This window comes from Metapseudomonas boanensis, assembly GCF_042232855.1.
GTDB classification, from domain to species: domain Bacteria; phylum Pseudomonadota; class Gammaproteobacteria; order Pseudomonadales; family Pseudomonadaceae; genus Metapseudomonas; species Metapseudomonas boanensis.
Genome location: NZ_CP113889.1, coordinates 3,715,198 through 3,729,520 on the forward strand (window position 1 = coordinate 3,715,198; position 14,323 = coordinate 3,729,520).

The window sequence follows — 14,323 nt, forward strand, 5'->3', positions numbered from 1 at the left end:
GCGGGGACGGGGGACTTATACGCCACCGGCCACCGGCGGCGGGTGCATCGCCAGCCCGTTGAATGAGGCGGATATTTCGGCCCGGGAGTATTGGCCTGCGGGACTGCCGAGCAGTGACGGGCTGTTCATGATGCCGGCCATTAGGACCTTGAGCCTTGTCGACGCGAGCGGAGCATCCGTTGTGGTTCAGCTGGCAGATCCGGGGGCGGCATGACGAAACCTGTTTGGGGTTGCCCTTGGCACGGTCCGGTTCGAGGCGGGGTGCTGACCCTGCCCAATGGCGAGACCATGGCCTGGCCGCAACCATCCGCACACTACGACACCATCAGCGGCAATTTCACTGCCATCCCCGACACCTGGGGTGACGCACACCTGATCAAGGTCCCGGGTGTCGCTGAGGTGGTTCGCTCGGCAGAGGAGTTGGCGGCCGATGCTGTAGCCGGGCGGCAGTGGCACAACACCGCTGGGCTCTCCGGTGACCGTCATGACCTGTGGGGCAGGGCACTGGATGGCTGGATCTACATTGACCCGAACGGTGTGCGCTGGTTGGTGCGTTGCACCAATCTCGACGAGAACACCGTGCGTAGCTTCGGGACGGCCTGGTCTGGAACGGTGACCCTGAAACGCTTCGGTGAGTTCGGTGTGGCCGCTGAAAGCCACAGCTATTCAGTCAGTTCTGGCTGGGGCGTGGATGGGCCGGCACCGCCGTCCTCGGGGCGTTTGCGTTTGGAGTCGATCAAGCCCGATGGTTCGGCGGCGATTCTGATGGTGCATCAGCGCCGGATGACGTCGACAGAGACGCAGATCCGCTGGCCCTATTCGTTCCTTGAAATGACGATCAGCGGACCTGGTGAGGCGGCGACCGTGACCTGCGGTGTCGTGAAGGCGCGCACGGCAGTGTCGCAGGTGACCAGCTCGTTCGACCTGGGGCCGGATTACCTGGCCGGTTTCTACTACGGGCCACCATTTGAAAACCCAGACGAGTGGCGCTTCCAGCTGGCCAGCACGCCGACGCCGCCGGGCGAAGGGAACTTCAACGAGTGGGGCGGCAGAACCTGCAAGGTCTACAGCGGCCCGGTCAGCGTGGATATTCGACGCACCCTGAGTATCTGGTACGACGCCGCCGGCATTCGACGGGACGTCGATTTGGTCGTGGCCTGGGCGGGCTCGGTGAATCTGCAGGAGCCTACCCCTGATGGCCGGGATTGCACCGGAGCAGCGAGCTGGACGGCTTCCATCGAGGTCGGCGGGGTTGTGCGCTGTCAGCTTTCCGGTGCGTGGGAGGGTACGGCCAACGAGGTCATGAACGGGATCAACCCGGGCACGATGAGCTGGCAGCGGACCGTGACCACGGACGGCATTCCCTATACGGACAGCGCCAGTGGTGCTGCAAACCACCTGGACTGGGTCTCGGTGCCGTTCGACGCGGCCCGCGCTTACGTGATCTCCGGAATGCTGTTTGTCGAGAGTAACGCCACCACCTTCAACGACCACCTGGACGTGATCCGCTATGCGCCACAGGTCATCGGCCTAGGCGCTGATCGGCCAGGCGGCCGCGCCTACCACCCGCCGGCTACGCCGACGGGTACCGCCAGCGGCAGCGTGACGACTGGGACGACCGAACGGCGCTACGGCGCCTGGAGCCCTCACACCGGGGCAGCCGTTTGGCTGGAAACCTCACCTGTTTGCTGGGTTTGATTGGGAGACACCATGCAGCGATTCATCAATAACTGGGAAAGCGCTCTGCAGGCGCCGGCCCCGGCTGCGGCCGGGCAGCTGAGCGTCGCGCCGGCCGATGCAGCACTACTCGTGGGCCTGGGTGGTGGCGACACCTATCGCCTGACCCTGGCGGAAGCGGATGCCTCGGGCAAGGAAGTGGCCTGGGAGATCGTTATCGCTACGGCCAATGAGTCCGGCCTGCTGACGGTCACGCGGGCGCAGGAAGGTACTGTGGCGCGTGACTGGGTAGTGGGCACGAAGGTCAGCGTTCGCCTGACAGCGGGGGCGTTGGCCGAACTGGGGCAGGGTGGCAGTGCGCAGATCGGTGACCAGCTTGCCTCTATCCGGAACTTGGGCGCGGAATGGCTGGCGGTGGACGGCAGCGTAAAGGAAAAGAGTGCCTATCCGGCGCTGCATGCCCTGTTGGGCGATCGCCTGGCGCGGCTGCGCCGTTCGTCGGTCCTGCGTCCTCAAGCGACCGATACACCAGGCCCGATCAGCCAGGGAAATGGCGTCTACCTGATCAGCTTCACCGGGTCGAGCCAGCTGGTGCGCAGCACCAATGGCGGCGCGACCTGGACGGCCAGCACGCTGATCGACGCGGCGAGCGTCAGCGTATTGGCCAACGGCCTCGCCTTCGGTGCCGGAGTATTTGTCGCGGTTGGCAATACTGGCCGGATCGGCTACAGCACCGATGGCCTAACCTGGACGCTCGCGACCTCGCCGTTCTCTTCCACTGTGATCCGCAGCGTGGCCTTTGGCGGGGGGCTGTTCGTCGCGGTCGCCGACTCAGGCAAGCTGGCGACCAGCCCGGACGGCATCACCTGGACCCTGCGCACCAGCCAGTTCGGCACCACGGCGATCCTCGGCGTGGCCTATGGTAATGGCCGATTTGTTGTCGTCGGGGCCTCAGGCAAGGTGGCCTACAGTGCCGATGGCCTGACCTGGACCCTGGGCACCTCCGGTACCACCTCCACCCTCAACGCTGTGGGAGCTGTGGCCAGTGGCTTCGTCACCTACGACACCAGCCTGGCGTACACCAGCAGCGATGGCAGTACCTGGACCAGCAACAACCCCGGCCACGTGGTCAACGACGCCTTCGTGGCCAGCGGCGGGCGTGTATTGCTGTCTGGCGCCTCAGTGCTGGAATCCACTGACGGGGTCACTTGGACCGCCTTCGCCAACCCGCTACCGGGTGGAGCCGACGTCAGGGCCTTCTTCGACGATGGCGTGCTAGAGGTGGTTGGCGGTAACAGTGCTTTGTTGTTCTTTCGCCCAGAGGGCGGTACCTGGGCCCGGAAAATCAACCTGGCAGGGACGTCGGACATCAAAGCGTTGGCGTACGGCGCCGGAAAATACGTGGCCATCTCCAGTGCCGGTGATCTGGTGGTCAGCGCTGATGGCCAGACCTGGACGCGGATCGAGTTACCTTTCAGCGCTAGCCCGACCTCTGCCGTCCATGGCAATGGGCTGTTCGTGGTCGGCTGCGGTTCCGGCAAGGTCATGACCAGCGCCGATGGCGAGACCTGGAGCCTCGCCACGATCAGCGGTCTGGAAAGCAACAGCGCGGGTGTGGCGGCGTTCGGTGGTGGGCGCTTCGCAATCATCTATGGGAACTTCTGTGCGAGCAGCACTGACGGGGTGACCTGGACTGTAGCTGCGGTGTCCGGTGGCGGGACGGCCTTGATCGCCTATGGAGCGGGGCGCTGGGTGTTGACCACGACCGGCACGACGACCCTGACCAGCCTGGATGCCATTACCTGGACGACGCACTTCGATGTGATCGGGAGTCCTGTCGGACTGGCCTTTGGCAATGGGCGGTTCGTCGCCGTGGACTCCAGCCGGGTTTACATCTCCCGCGATGGTCTGGCCTGGGAAGTCGTCGCTCCGGCTCCGGCGAACGCGCAGCAGTTGGCGTTCGGCGACGGCGCATTCGTGCTGGCCGCCGGTCACCCCAAGGTGCTCACCTCGCAGGACGGTGAGGCCTGGGAGTCTCTCGCCTGGTCATTTCCCAGCGAAAGCTCGCCGGCCCCCAGGCGGGTGCTGGCGGCTGGCGGGCGCGTCCTGGTTGGTGGCAGCAGCGGCTACCTAGCCACCTACAGCCCCGACTTCGACATGACCACGCACTTCGTCCTGCCAGCCGGGGACGGCCGTTCGTTCATCAAGGCGTTGTAACCGCCCAACCTCACTGCCTTCAAGGAGAAGCCAGCCATGCAGCCGGCCCGACTAGACCTGAGCCTCACTCAGGGGACGACCTTTCTTGACCCCTTGCGCCTTAACGGTGGAAACCATCCCCTGGCAGGCCAGGTTGTGGCCGCCATTTCCATTCACGAGGTCCAGTCGTTCGCCTGGTAACCCCAACTCCGCACATCAGCCCCGCTTCGGCGGGTTTTTCATTTCTGGAGAACAGCATGTCGCAAATAGAGCGCGATATAGACGTGCTCGCCCGCACGATCTGGGGCGAAGCGCGGGGGGAGGGGATGGCCGGGCAGGTGGCGGTCGGCTGGGCGATTCGCAACCGGGTGGAGATGGACCTAGGCAACGACGGCAAGCCGGACTGGTGGGGGGAGGGCTACGAAGGGGTGTGCAAGGCGCCCTGGCAGTTCAGCTGCTGGAACCAGAACGACCCGAACTCGGCCTACCTGCGTGGTGAGAAGACGATCCCGGCCAGTGAGTACATGCGTGCTCGCGAGGCGGCGGTCACTGTGATCGAGGGGCGGCAGCCCGACCCAACGGGGAAGGCCACCCACTACTACTCGACCGTGCTGCCGCGGGCGCCGAAGTGGACGGCACCGCCGGCCAAGCATAGCTGCAAGATCGGTCGCCATCTCTTCTACCGCGATGTGCCATAGGAGGTGTTCATGGATCAGGCTCGCTTGGCCGCCTACCTGGCGGTCGCGATCATCTCACTTGCCGTGGGCTGGCAGGTCCATGCCTGGAAAGTGGGTTACGACCTGGAGCGCGACCGGCAGGCACTGGAACAGTCCGCTGCCCTGGTACGCGAGATCTCCGGCAAGACCCTGGCGCAGATCGCCGGCATCCGCGTGGAGAACAAGACCATCTACCAGCAGGGCCGGACGGAGGTGCTGCGTGAAACGATCTACCGTGATTGCGTTGTGCCTGATGCTGGCCGCCTGCTCCTCGAGTCCGCCCGCCAGAATTGACGCTGGCCTGCTACAGCCCTGCCCGCCAATCCCGGCCGTACCAGCGAAGCTGGACATGGGCGAGCTGCTGCTCCTCGATATCGAACTGGCCGGGCTCTACAAGGAGTGCGCGGCGGGGAAGGCCGGCTTGATTGAGGCCGTAAAATAGGGGGGAGATCTTCCCCAAAACCCAACCGTAAGTATTTGATTTCATTGAGGTGGAAAACCTTGCAAAGCGCCCCATTGCGGGGCGCTGTTTTCGTACTCAAGGTCTTGATCTGAAAGGAGTTTCAGCGATTGGCTACGGTGTCCCAGGCTTGGACACGGCAATGAATCGGGCCGGGAAGGGACGGAAGGGCCTTCCATTGACTGCGCCTTCCTATATAAAGGAAGGAGATTTCGGCGTGACCGAAATGCCCTCAAAATCGTTTCCGCAACTAAAACCGGTCCCCGCGTGGCACTAGGCTTCCAGCCCGGTATAATTTGCGCCGTTGTGGAAACGAAAAGGCTATAAGTCCTTGATTGATAAAGACTCTCCGGCAGCCCCTTCGGCTGCCGCTGGCATTTACAGAATCGCACTCGGCGTCGAGTACAAAGGCTCGCGCTATAGGGGCTTCCAGCGTCAACGGGCAGGTGTTCCGTCGATCCAGGAATCCTTGGAAAAGGCTCTTGCCAAAGTCGCTGGTGGCGCCCCGGTGGCTCTCAGTTGCGCGGGGCGTACTGATGCCATGGTGCATGCCAGTGGCCAGGTGGTGCACTTCGATACGCCGGTAGTCCGCACCATGCATTCCTGGGTCATGGGCGCCAACATGAACCTGCCGGGTGATATCAGCGTGACCTGGGCGCAAGAGATGCCCAAGCATTTCGACGCGCGCTTCAGTGCCATGGCGCGGCGTTACCGCTATGTGATCTACAACGATTCCATCAGGCCTGCCCACCTGGCTGAAGAAGTGACCTGGAACCATCGCCCGCTGGATATCGAGCGCATGCGTGAAGCAGCTCGGTGCCTGGTCGGCACCCATGATTTCAACGCATTTCGCGCAAGCCAATGCCAGGCCAAGTCTCCGATCAAGACCGTTCACCACCTGCAGGTCATCGAGCAGGGGCGTTTCATCGTACTGGACGTTCGCGCCAATGCTTTCCTCCACCACATGGTGCGGAACATTGCTGGTGTGCTGATGACTATCGGTGCCGGGGAGCGGCCGGTGGAGTGGGCGCAGCAGGTGCTTGAGGCGCGCAGTCGGCACGAGGGGGGGGTCACCGCTCATCCGTATGGGCTGTATCTGGTGCGCGTGGAATATCCGGAGGAGTTCCAGCTACCCGAGCGCTACCTCGGTCCGCACTTCCTTTCCGGTCTTGTGGATGTCGCCGGCTGACGCTGTCGTGGTCCTTTGCTAACATCCTTGGCCTTTACCTTGAAGGTGCCAGCATCTTGTCAGCTGTTCGCGTCAAAATCTGCGGAATCACCCGTGTCGAAGACGCCTTGGTCGCCGCTGCCGCTGGCGCGGATGCCATCGGCCTGGTGTTCTACGCCAAGAGTCCTCGGGCAGTGAGCGTCGAGAAAGCCAAGGCGATCATCGCTGCGCTACCGCCCTTCGTGACCAGCGTCGGCCTCTTCGTTGACATGCCACGGTCAGAATTGCAACGCATCCTTGCTGAGGTCCCGCTGGACCTGTTGCAGTTCCACGGCAACGAAAGTCCAGAGGATTGCGTCGGTTATGGGCGGCCCTTCATCAAGGCCTTGAGGGTCAGGCCGGGAGACGATATCACTGCTGCGGTCGCGCGCTACCCGAATGCTTCGGGCGTGCTGCTGGATACTTATGTCCCAGGCATTCCCGGGGGGACCGGAGAGGCTTTCGACTGGGATCTGGTGCCGCACGATCTTTCAAAACCGGTGGTGCTGGCAGGTGGCTTGACCCCCGCGAACGTCGCTGCGGCAGTTCGCCAGGTCCATCCTTATGCCGTTGATGTCAGTGGTGGGGTGGAATCGAGCAAGGGAATCAAGGATGCCGACAAGGTGCGTGCCTTCGTTGACCAGGCACGACTCGGTGGTTCGGGCTTATAGGTCGATTGGCAGGATCCCCTTCTGGCGCGTTGCCTGCATATGTGACGGACGGCTGCCCACTGCCGTCCATAAGCGAGTTGCCCGAGTAGGCACGGCCCGCGGGGCGCGCAGCGAGGCTGCGTCGAACGGGTCTGGATTGTTCGAGAGACGGCCTTGGTCGATATGACGCTGGTGCACGCTGCGCCAGATTGGGTCGCAACATTGAATTCGCTCAAGGGCATGCGCGGGGCTGGATTGACGGCGCGTGCCCGAGCCTGAAAGCTGTGGAGAACTAGAGCATGAGCAACTGGCTGGTAGACAAGCTGATCCCTTCGATCATGCGTTCCGAGGTGAAGAAAAGCTCGGTGCCCGAAGGCCTCTGGCACAAGTGCCCGTCCTGCGAGGCGGTGCTGTACAAGCCGGAGCTCGAAAAGACGCTGGACGTTTGCCCCAAGTGCAACCATCACATGCGCATCAATGCGCGCACTCGCCTGAACATCTTCCTTGATCCGGAGGGGCGCGAGGAACTGGGTGCTGACCTTGAACCGGTGGATCGCCTCAAATTCCGTGACAGCAAGAAGTACAAGGATCGTCTCTCCGCCGCGCAGAAGGATACCGGTGAGAAGGATGCCCTGATTGCGATGCGCGGCACTCTGCACAAGATGCCAGTGGTCGCCTGTGCGTTCGAGTTCTCCTTCATGGGCGGCTCGATGGGCGCTATCGTGGGTGAGCGTTTCGTTCGCGCCGCCAATGCAGCCCTTGAGCAGCGTTGCCCGCTGGTCTGCTTCTCTGCTTCCGGCGGTGCGCGTATGCAGGAAGCGCTGATTTCACTGATGCAGATGGCCAAGACCTCGGCAGCGCTGGCCCGCCTGCGTGAAGAAGGCATTCCGTTCATCTCTGTGCTGACCGACCCAGTCTACGGTGGCGTTTCCGCCAGTCTGGCGATGCTGGGCGATGTGATCGTTGGCGAGCCGCGTGCCCTGATCGGCTTCGCAGGACCGCGAGTGATTGAGCAAACTGTTCGCGAAAAACTGCCGGAAGGCTTCCAGCGCAGCGAGTTCCTGCTGGAGCATGGCGCCATCGATATGATCATTCCGCGTGCTGAACTGCGTGACCGCCTGGGTCGCTTGCTCGCCCAGATGACACGCCAGTCTTCGCCGGTTGTCGCATGACGCAGAGAACCCTTGCCGACTGGCTCGACTATCTAGAGCGGCTCCATCCCACCGCAATCGACATGGGGCTGGATCGCAGTCGCGCGGTTGCGGCCAGGCTTGGTCTTGGCAAGCTGGCGCCGAAAGTGGTCACGGTCACGGGCACAAATGGCAAGGGTTCGACCTGCGCCTTCCTCGCCTCGTTGCTGCGTGCCCAGGGCAAGAAGGTCGGCGTCTACAGTTCGCCTCACCTGCTGCGCTACAACGAACGGGTCAATATCGATGGTCGGGAAGCCGATGACCAGTCGCTCTGCGATGCGTTCGCCGCTGTTGAGGCCGCGCGTGGTGAGATTTCACTGACGTACTTCGAGATGGGGACGCTGGCAGCGTTCTGGTTGTTCCAGCGGTCGAATCTCGATGTCGTGGTTCTGGAGGTTGGCCTGGGTGGCCGGCTGGATGCCGTCAATCTGGTCGATGCCGACCTCGCGCTGGTCACCAGCATCGGCCTGGACCATGCCGACTGGCTGGGTGATACCCGGGAGAGCGTAGCGTTCGAGAAAGCAGGGATCTTCCGGCACGGTGTGCCGGCGCTTTGTGGGGATCTTGATCCGCCCGGGCCGCTGCTCGAGCAGGCCGGCAGCTTGCGGGCACCGCTGTTCCTCCGGGGGCGGGATTTTGATCTCGCGCTTGGCGAGTCGACCTGGCACTGGCGTGGTCTGGATAGCACCGGCAAGGTGCTTGAGCTGCACGACCTGCCTTTGCTTGATCTGCCGATGGAAAACGCCGCCCTGGCCCTGGAGGCTTATGCATTGCTTGGCTTGCCGTGGCAGCCAGCGGCTCTGCAGGATGCGTTGGCGGCCACGCATGTGACCGGGCGCCTGGATCGCCGTGGTGCCATGTGGCGTGGCAAGCCAGTCACCCTCCTGCTGGACGTTGGCCATAACCCCCACGCGGCGGAGTATTTGGCGCAACGCTTGATGAGCCGTCCTATCGCAGGGCGTCGTCTTGCCGTGTTTGGCTTGCTGGCCGACAAGGACCTCGTTGGCGTCTTGCGTCCGTTGCAAGCGCAGCTGGCGCATTGGAACGTTGCTCCGCTGCCCACTCCGCGCACTCGACCCGCTGACGAGCTGCATGCGGCATTGACGAATCTTCACGCAAGCGTCAGTGTCCACGAAAATATCGCCGAGGCACTCGACGCCGCGTGTGAGCATGCTGCGGCCGAAGATGAGATCCTGGTGTTCGGTTCGTTTTATTGCGTGGCGGAAGCCCTGAGCTGGCTGGAGCGCCTCGCAGAGGGGGAGTGAAGGGGAATGGCTGTGCTGGACAAGGGACTCAAGCAACGCATCGTTGGTGCGCTGGTGCTCGTAGCACTGGCTGTGATCTTCTTGCCCATGCTTTTCAGTCGTGAGGATGAGTTGCGCCAGGTAGTCGTCGAGGCGCCACCTATGCCGAAAGCGCCGGAGATGCCGCCGGTTGAGCTTGAGCAGGTGCAGGTCCCCGAGCCCCAGGCGCTCCCGCAGGAGCCTGTCCCGCCGCTGGATCCGGCTACGGGTGACCAGGCCGTGACACCCGATGTTGTTCCGGTGCCTGAGTCAGCACCGGCTCCTGCCCAGCCGGCTCCATCCGCTGCCCCCGGTGCTCCGGTCGAGCAGCCGGTGGCCCCTCCGGCACCCGCTCCGGCCTTGCAGGCGCCGCCGCCCGCGGTGGCGAAAGTGGAAGAGAAGCGCCTGGATGCCAATGGCCTGCCGGTCAGTTGGTCCATCCAGTTGGCCAGCCTGTCAAGCCGGGCGAGTGCAGAAAACCTACAGAAAACTCTGCGCGGTCAGGGCTACAACGCTTATATCCGCAGCGTGGAAGGCATGAATCGTGTGTTCGTCGGCCCGGTCATCGAGCGGGCAGAAGCGAATCGCCTGCGCGACCAGCTGAGCCGTCAGCAGAAGCTGAATGGTTTCGTCGTCCGCTTTCAGCCGGAAAAGGGCTGATCGGAAAGGATAATTGGGACCTTTCTGATCCGCGGGTTACCGGAGTTGAAGGGCTCTGCTAAAATGCAGCGCCTTTTCAGTTTGTGGGCTGCACTGTGGCATTTACCTGGGTCGATTGGGCGATCATCGCCATCATCGCCATTTCCAGTCTGGTCAGTTTGAAACGCGGCTTCGTCAAGGAAGCGCTTTCGCTGCTCACGTGGGTAGTCGCAGGCGTCGTTGCCTGGACCTTCGGCGGCGCCCTGTCGCTGCACCTCAGCGAATTCATCGAAATGCCATCGGCCCGTATCATTGCGGCCTGCGCCATTCTTTTCGTCGCCACCCTGCTGGTGGGGGCCTTGATCAATTTCCTGATCGGCGAGCTGGTCAGGGTTACCGGTATGGACGGCACTGACCGTGTTCTCGGCATGGCCTTCGGCGCGGCGCGCGGGGCTTTGCTGGTGGTGTTGCTGGTCGGCCTGCTCAGCCTGGCACCGGTACAACAGGATCCTTGGTGGCAGCAATCGACATTGCTGCCGCATTTTCTCATGGTCGCTGACTGGTCGAAGAACCTCATTCTGGGCTTCACCAGTCAGTGGCTTGCAAGCGGCATCAGTTCACCCAGCTGATGCGTAGCACCCAGAAGCGTGCCCTTCCCCGGTCCAACCGGGCGGGGAGGGCATTCGGAATTAGCCTGAACTACTAGCAGGGGTTGCGTCACATGTGTGGCATCGTCGGTATCGTCGGTAAGTCGAACGTCAATCAGGCGCTGTATGACGCGCTTACCGTCCTTCAGCATCGCGGCCAGGACGCTGCCGGTATCGTGACCAGCCATGACGGCCGGTTGTTCCTGCGCAAGGATAATGGCCTGGTCCGCGACGTCTTCCAGCAGCGCCACATGCAGCGCTTGGTGGGCAGCATGGGCATCGGTCACGTGCGCTATCCCACCGCAGGCTCGTCCAGTTCTGCCGAGGCCCAGCCGTTCTACGTCAACTCGCCTTACGGCATCACCCTGGCACACAATGGCAATCTGACCAACGTCGAACAGCTAGCCAAGGAAATCTACGAGTCCGACCTGCGTCATGTAAACACCAATTCCGATTCGGAAGTGCTGCTCAACGTGTTTGCCCACGAGCTGGCCCATCGCGGCAAGCTGCAGCCCACCGAGGAAGACGTGTTCGCTGCCGTTTCCGGTGTGCACCAGCGCTGCCGTGGCGGTTACGCGGTAGTGGCGATGATCACCGGGTACGGCATTGTTGGCTTCCGCGATCCGCACGCGATTCGCCCGATCGTCTTCGGCCAGCGTCACACCGATGAAGGCGTGGAGTACATGATTGCCTCCGAGAGTGTTGCTCTGGACGTGCTCGGCTTCACCCTGATCCGCGACCTGGCTCCCGGCGAAGCGGTGTACATTACCGAGGAAGGCAAGCTGTTCACCCGCCAGTGCGCCACCAGCCCGGAATACTCACCGTGCATCTTCGAGCACGTCTACCTGGCCCGCCCGGACTCGATCATGGACGGCATTTCGGTCTACAAGGCGCGCCTGCGCATGGGTGAGAAGCTGGCCGAAAAAATCCAGCGCGAACGTCCGAACCATGACATCGACGTGGTCATCCCTATCCCGGACACCAGCCGCACCGCAGCACTGGAGTTGGCTAACCACCTGGGCGTGAAGTTCCGCGAAGGCTTCGTGAAGAACCGCTACATCGGCCGTACCTTCATCATGCCGGGCCAGGCGGCACGCAAGAAATCCGTACGCCAGAAGCTCAATGCCATCGAGCTGGAGTTCCGCGGCAAGAACGTGATGCTGGTGGACGACTCCATCGTGCGCGGTACCACCTGCAAGCAGATCATCCAGATGGCCCGTGAAGCCGGCGCGAAGAACGTCTACTTCTGCTCGGCCGCACCGGCGGTGCGCTACCCCAACGTCTACGGCATCGACATGCCCAGCGCCCATGAGCTGATTGCCCACAACCGGACCACCGAAGAAGTGGCCGAGTTGATCGGTGCCGACTGGTTGGTGTACCAGGACCTGCCGGACCTGATCGACGCTGTTGGCGGCGGAAAAGTGAAGATCGATCACTTCGACTGTGCTGTGTTCGATGGCAAGTACATCACCGGCGACGTCGATGAGGTCTACCTGAACAAGATCGAGCAGGCGCGTAACGATGCGTCCAAGGCCAAGGCCCACGCGGTCAGCGCCATCATCGATCTGTACAACAACTAAGCGGCCAGCGGTAAGCGACCGGTTGCTCGCGGGCGGCTGAGTGGAGAGTGCGAGATGACACAAGAATGGGATGCCGGAAGGCTGGACAGTGACCTGGAAGGCGTAGCCTTCGACACCCTGGCGGTACGTGCTGGCCAGCGCCGCACGCCGGAAGGCGAGCACGGCGAGGCGATGTTCCTGACCTCTAGCTATGTGTTCCGCACTGCCGCCGATGCCGCCGCGCGATTTGCCGGCGAGGTGCCGGGTAACGTCTACTCGCGCTACACCAACCCGACCGTGCGCACTTTCGAGGAGCGCATTGCCGCCCTCGAGGGTGCGGAGCAAGCCGTGGCGACGGCCTCCGGCATGTCGGCAATCCTCGCTATCGCCATGAGTCTGTGCAGCGCGGGCGATCATGTCCTGGTGTCGCGCAGCGTGTTCGGCTCGACCATCAGTCTGTTCGAGAAGTACCTGAAGCGCTTCGGCGTCGAGGTGGACTACCCGGCATTGTCTGATCTGGCCGGCTGGGAGGCGGCGATCAAGCCCAACACCAAGTTGCTGTTCGTCGAGTCCCCGTCCAATCCGCTGGCTGAGCTCGTGGACATCGCCGCCCTGGCAGAGATTGGGCACGCCAAGGGCGCGCTGCTGGTGGTGGACAACTGCTTCTGCACCCCGGCTCTGCAACAACCGTTGAAGCTGGGCGCAGACATCGTGATGCACTCGGCCACCAAGTTCATCGATGGTCAGGGCCGCACGATGGGCGGTGTGGTTGCCGGCCGTTCCGAGCACATGAAGGAAGTGGTCGGGTTCTTGCGGACTGCCGGGCCGACGCTCAGCCCTTTCAATGCCTGGATGTTCCTCAAGGGGCTGGAGACCTTGCGCATACGCATGCAGGCGCATTGCGCCAGTGCGCTGGAACTGGCCCAGTGGCTCGAAGGTCAGCCAGGCGTTGAGCGCGTCTATTACGCTGGTTTGCCGAGCCATCCACAGCATGAGCTGGCGTGTCGCCAGCAGAGTGCTTTTGGCGCCGTGGTCAGTTTCGAGGTGAAAGGTGGCAAGGAGGCGGCCTGGCGGTTCATCGATGCCACGCGAATGATCTCGATCACAACCAACCTGGGCGATACCAAGACCACCATCGCCCATCCGGCCACTACGTCCCATGGCCGTCTTTCGCCCCAGGAGCGGGCAAATGCCGGTATCAGCGATAGCCTGGTTCGCCTGGCGGTCGGGTTGGAAGACGTGGCCGACATCAAGGTAGATCTGGAACGCGGACTCGCTGCATTGTGATCGAGTGGGGCCCGCAGACGCGTGATGCCAATAATGGCAAGGTCGCGTTGGTGACCGGAGCGGCCCGTGGAATCGGCCTTGGCGTTGCCGCCTGGCTGATTGCCGAGGGTTGGCAGGTAGTGTTGGCTGATATCGATCGTGCCCGCGGCTCCAAGGTGGCCAAGGCGTTGGGCAACAACGCCTGGTTTGTCGGTATGGACGTGGCTCATGAGAGCCAGGTTGCAGTCGGTGTGGCCGAAGTGCTCGGGCAATTCGGCCGTCTGGATGCACTGGTCAGCAACGCAGCGGTTGCAGAGCCCCACAACCCGCCCCTGGAAAGTCTCGATCTGGCGTACTGGAATCGCATTCTGGCGGTCAACCTGACCGGCACCATGCTGCTGGTCAAACATTGCGCGCCCTATTTGCGCGCTCACCATGGCGCCATTGTTACCATCGCCTCAACCCGTGCACACCAGTCTGAGCCGGATAGCGAGGCCTATGCCGCTAGCAAAGGTGGGCTGCTGTCGCTGACGCATGCGTTGGCGATGAGCCTGGCGCCAGAGATCCGCGTAAATGCAGTCACTCCAGGCTGGATCGACGCACGTGACCCCTCTGCGCGCCTTGAGGCGCCGCTCACCGAATTGGACCATGATCAGCACCCGCTAGGGCGTGTCGGCCTGGTGGAGGATGTTGCGGCGCAGGTCTCCTGGCTGCTTTCCGAGAATGCCAGCTTCGTCACCGGCCAGGAGCTCCTGGTCGATGGTGGCATGACCCGGAAGATGATCTACCTGGACTAGCCTGTGGCACAGGGGATGGAAAGCCGCTTGGCGGAC

Annotated in this window: 13 protein-coding genes; all 13 read left to right on the forward strand. The window is 62.8% G+C overall.

Annotation, left to right across the window (positions count from 1 at the left end):
* Positions 1 to 210 precede the first annotated feature (210 nt).
* A complete protein-coding gene (locus OXH74_RS17315) occupies positions 211 to 1,698 on the forward strand; it encodes a hypothetical protein (protein ID WP_375738079.1) in 1,488 nt (495 codons plus the stop codon).
* Positions 1,699 to 1,710: 12 nt separating this feature from the next.
* Positions 1,711 to 3,894 carry a WD40/YVTN/BNR-like repeat-containing protein gene (locus OXH74_RS17320; RefSeq protein WP_375738080.1) on the forward strand — a complete coding sequence of 728 codons (2,184 nt, stop codon included), beginning with the start codon at positions 1,711 to 1,713 and terminating at the stop codon, positions 3,892 to 3,894.
* Between the two features lie 236 nt (positions 3,895 to 4,130).
* Complete coding sequence (locus tag OXH74_RS17325) at positions 4,131 to 4,571, forward strand: cell wall hydrolase (protein ID WP_375738081.1); 441 nt, start codon at positions 4,131 to 4,133, stop codon at positions 4,569 to 4,571.
* A gap of 9 nt (positions 4,572 to 4,580) precedes the next feature.
* The gene (locus OXH74_RS17330) at positions 4,581 to 4,883 is read left to right on the forward strand and encodes a hypothetical protein (protein WP_375738082.1); all 303 of its coding nucleotides are present in this window, start codon (positions 4,581 to 4,583) and stop codon (positions 4,881 to 4,883) included.
* 497 nt (positions 4,884 to 5,380) lie between these two features.
* Positions 5,381 to 6,238: a tRNA pseudouridine(38-40) synthase TruA gene (truA, locus tag OXH74_RS17335; RefSeq protein WP_375738083.1), complete on the forward strand. Its 858-nt coding sequence runs from the start codon at positions 5,381 to 5,383 to the stop codon at positions 6,236 to 6,238.
* Between the two features lie 56 nt (positions 6,239 to 6,294).
* Positions 6,295 to 6,927, forward strand: coding sequence for a phosphoribosylanthranilate isomerase (locus OXH74_RS17340; protein WP_375738084.1), 633 nt, complete (start codon positions 6,295 to 6,297; stop codon positions 6,925 to 6,927).
* A 278-nt stretch (positions 6,928 to 7,205) separates the two neighbouring features.
* Positions 7,206 to 8,078 (forward strand): acetyl-CoA carboxylase, carboxyltransferase subunit beta, encoded by an 873-nt coding sequence (gene accD / locus OXH74_RS17345; RefSeq protein WP_375738085.1) that lies wholly within the window; start codon positions 7,206 to 7,208, stop codon positions 8,076 to 8,078.
* Positions 8,075 to 9,361: a bifunctional tetrahydrofolate synthase/dihydrofolate synthase gene (folC, locus tag OXH74_RS17350; RefSeq protein WP_375738086.1), complete on the forward strand. Its 1,287-nt coding sequence runs from the start codon at positions 8,075 to 8,077 to the stop codon at positions 9,359 to 9,361. Before accD ends, folC begins: the two co-directional genes overlap by 4 nt.
* Before the next feature lie 6 nt (positions 9,362 to 9,367).
* Positions 9,368 to 10,039 (forward strand): SPOR domain-containing protein, encoded by a 672-nt coding sequence (locus OXH74_RS17355; RefSeq protein WP_375738087.1) that lies wholly within the window; start codon positions 9,368 to 9,370, stop codon positions 10,037 to 10,039.
* Between the two features lie 95 nt (positions 10,040 to 10,134).
* On the forward strand, positions 10,135 to 10,647 hold the full coding sequence (locus OXH74_RS17360; RefSeq protein WP_375738088.1) for a CvpA family protein: 513 nt from the start codon (positions 10,135 to 10,137) through the stop codon (positions 10,645 to 10,647).
* Between the two features lie 92 nt (positions 10,648 to 10,739).
* Complete coding sequence (gene purF, locus OXH74_RS17365; RefSeq protein ID WP_375738089.1) at positions 10,740 to 12,245, forward strand: amidophosphoribosyltransferase; 1,506 nt, start codon at positions 10,740 to 10,742, stop codon at positions 12,243 to 12,245.
* A gap of 54 nt (positions 12,246 to 12,299) precedes the next feature.
* The gene (locus tag OXH74_RS17370; protein ID WP_375738090.1) at positions 12,300 to 13,511 is read left to right on the forward strand and encodes an O-succinylhomoserine sulfhydrylase; all 1,212 of its coding nucleotides are present in this window, start codon (positions 12,300 to 12,302) and stop codon (positions 13,509 to 13,511) included.
* Complete coding sequence (locus OXH74_RS17375) at positions 13,511 to 14,287, forward strand: SDR family oxidoreductase (RefSeq protein WP_375741638.1); 777 nt, start codon at positions 13,511 to 13,513, stop codon at positions 14,285 to 14,287. Before OXH74_RS17370 ends, OXH74_RS17375 begins: the two co-directional genes overlap by 1 nt.
* Positions 14,288 to 14,323: the final 36 nt, after the last annotated feature.